Annotated in this window: 2 protein-coding genes and 1 pseudogene; 2 read left to right on the forward strand and 1 reads right to left on the reverse strand. The window is 75.6% G+C overall.

The window, feature by feature from the left end; all coding sequences use genetic code 11:
• Positions 1 to 17 precede the first annotated feature (17 nt).
• On the reverse strand, positions 18 to 539 hold the full coding sequence (locus tag ACOV8S_RS00455; protein ID WP_448315648.1) for a YwqJ-related putative deaminase: 522 nt from the start codon (positions 537 to 539) through the stop codon (positions 18 to 20).
• Positions 540 to 811: 272 nt separating this feature from the next.
• Between ACOV8S_RS00455 and ACOV8S_RS00460 the strand changes: the two genes are divergently transcribed.
• Together ACOV8S_RS00460 and ACOV8S_RS00465 are read left to right on the forward strand one after the other, a co-directional pair.
• The gene (locus ACOV8S_RS00460) at positions 812 to 1,834 is read left to right on the forward strand and encodes an SMI1/KNR4 family protein (protein ID WP_448315213.1); all 1,023 of its coding nucleotides are present in this window, start codon (positions 812 to 814) and stop codon (positions 1,832 to 1,834) included.
• A 7-nt stretch (positions 1,835 to 1,841) separates the two neighbouring features.
• Positions 1,842 to 2,729: pseudogene (locus ACOV8S_RS00465) on the forward strand (SUKH-4 family immunity protein); the annotation flags it as partial.

Genomic DNA, 2,729 nt, shown 5'->3' on the forward strand with positions numbered 1-2,729 from the left:
GGGCGGTGGGCGGCGGCTCAGCCCTCGGCGCCCGGGTCGACGACCCTCACCCCGAAGTGGGCGGTGAGGGCCGCGCACGCCCGGCAGGGCTCGGCGAAGCTGCCGTGCAGCGGGTCCCCGTCCTCCCGGATGCGCCGCGCGGTCAGCTTGGCGTGCTTCAGGGCCTTGCGCGCCTCGCTGCTGGTCATGGGCCGGCGCGCGGACCGCTTGGTGCGCGCCGCGTCGGCCGCGGCGATGTGCCGGGAGATCAGCAGCGCCTCGGCGCACCGGCCGGTGAAGCGGTCACGCTGGTCGCTGGTGAGCGTGTCGAGGAAGTCCTGCACCAGCGGGTGCAGGACCGGGACCTGGTCGCCCCGGGCGGCCGTGCCGGTGAGCGTGGTGCCGCGAACGGACAGCGCGGCGGCCACCGTCGGGAGTATCCCGTCACGGCGGTGCAGCAGCGCCGGAGCCGCGGCGTCGTCCGCGCTGCTCCAGCCCACTCGCGGGTCCTGCGACGGACCGGACGGCGGTTCCGTCCCGGTGGTCTGTGCGGCCTGCATGATCGTTCTCACCTCCCGAGCATCCCCTCGGTCGCCTTAGAGTGCCAAACCCGGCGGCCGAGGAGGAAGCCAGGGCCCGTGACACGCCCGGGGCGGGGCGCTGTGACCACGGAGTGTTGACGTGAGGTCACACATGTGGACGCATCCGGACGCACGATGACCGCCGCGAGCGGCACCGCATAGTCTGTCGGGAACCGCCACCCAAGCGGTGGTCGACACTATGGGAGAGCGCGGCCTCACCGGCCGCCGGAACGCCGCAGGGGGCAACCGCCATGACGACAGGTGGGCTCGGGCTGGGGGTCTCTCCCGGCCACGGGACCGGAGGACGGCCCGCGCCGCCGAACGCCGCGTACGCAGGACAGGTCGTGCACTTCCCCGACCCGGTCCGCGCCGCCCGGCACCCGGCAGGCGTACGGGTCGACGACCACGGCTACCCGGACTTCTCGCCCTACGCCCGCGCGGCCGCCGAGATCGCCGATCCGCCGGAAGGATTCGGCGTCGACGAACTGCGGCTGACCGACTACGTGTCGGCCAACGCCGCGCTGGCCGCGACCGGTCACCCCCTGTGGGACACGGTCGAACCGGTGGCCACCCCGCACGGCTGGACCTGGCACCACGTCCCGCGCACGCGGCGCCTGGAGCTGGTCCCCGTCGAGGTGAAGGCGCTGCTGCGGCACCACGGCGGCATCTCCACCACGGCCGTGGAGCACGACAAGCGCGGCACCCGACCGCTGCAGGACACCCGGCCCGCCCACTTCCGGCTGCCGAAGAACTCCGTGGCCGTGAACGAGCAGCAGGTGCAGGCCGTCGAGGAGGAGCTCGGGTACCAGCTGCCCGGCCCCTACCGCGCGTTCCTGAAGGCCGCGGGCGGCTGCGCCCCGGTGGGCACCGCGCTCGACGCGGAGCTGGGCCTGCTGGTCGACCAGCCCTTCCTCACCGTGCGGGACGAGGCGGCGGTCAACGACCTGGTGTACGTCAACAAGTGCCTGCGCGACCACCTCACCAAGGACTACCTGGGGGTGGCGTTCCTGCAGGGCGGCATCCTCGCGGTGAAGGTCAGGGGCGAGAGGCGCGGATCGGTGTGGTTCTGCGCCTACGACGACGTGCGCGACGTGCACCCGTCGTGGACCCCCGCCGAACGGGTGGAGCGCCTGCTGCTGCCCTGCGGCGAGGACTTCGACGCGTTCCTCGGCCGGCTCGCGGGCAGCCCGCCCGAGCTGGACACGGTGGCGAATCTGATGGTGGACGGCGGTTTCGCGCGCGCGGTGCCGGTGTCGGGCCCGACAGGGGAGTGAACGGCCGATGGTGACCTACGCGCAGGCGCAGGAGCGCGGCGAGGACTGGATCAACGGCGAGGCGCCCGCGTACCAGCACCGTGAGGTGCAGGTACGCGAGTTCGAGCTGGGCTTCGTGGTGTGGGCCGAGGACCGGGCCGACGGCCCGCGCTCCGAGGGCGGCGCGCAGCGGCTGGTGATCGCCCGGGACAGCGGCGAGGCCACCCTGTGGCCCGGGCTGCCGGTGGGCGAGGTGATCCGCCGTTACGAGGAGCTGTACGGCCGCGAGGAGTCCGCTCCCGCACCGCCGCCCGCACCCGCGCGGGTCGACCTGAACCAGACCTCGTTCCTGCTCAGCCCTCCGCAGTGGCTGCAGGACGCGGCCGACCGGATGGGCATCCCCGACCAGCGGGACACCGGGCGCGGTCGCGACGCCACGCCGCCGCCGTCCGCGCCGGCGACGCCTGCCGCGCCGTCGCCCGCCACCGCGGGGGGCACTCCGTGGGACGGGACCGACACCACCGCGCAGGCCGCCGACGACCGGTCGGTGCCGCTGCCGGAGACGGTGTTCGCGCCGCCGGTGGCCGACGGTCCGGCGGGGCCGGGCGGTGCGGGCGGACCGGGTGTGTCCGACGCGCAGACCGCGCTCCTCCAGGGCGGCAGCCAGTTGCCGCCCACCCGGGTCACGCCGGTCATGCCGGACGCCGGGCCGCCGGTGCCGCCCGTGCCGCAGTCCTCGCCCCAGCCGCCCGTGCCACAGTCCGGCCCGGCCGGACCCGGCGGGGGCGGCGGCGGAGGCGGCGGGGTGGAACCGGTCGCCGGACGGCGCGGCGGCGCGGCCTTGGCGGTCGCGGCGTCCGCGATGTCCCCGGCGTTGGCCGGCAGCGGCCGCGCGGGGGCGGCCGCTGCCGGCCAA

It is taken from the genome of Streptomyces sp. CO7, from assembly GCF_053474865.1.

Excerpts from the sequence above, each read along its gene's own strand:
- ACOV8S_RS00460 (WP_448315213.1), top strand. The coding sequence starts at position 812 with ATGACGACAGGTGGGCTCGGGCTGGGGGTCTCTCCCGGCCACGGGACC.
- ACOV8S_RS00455 (WP_448315648.1), bottom strand. The coding sequence starts at position 539 with ATGCAGGCCGCACAGACCACCGGGACGGAACCGCCGTCCGGTCCGTCG.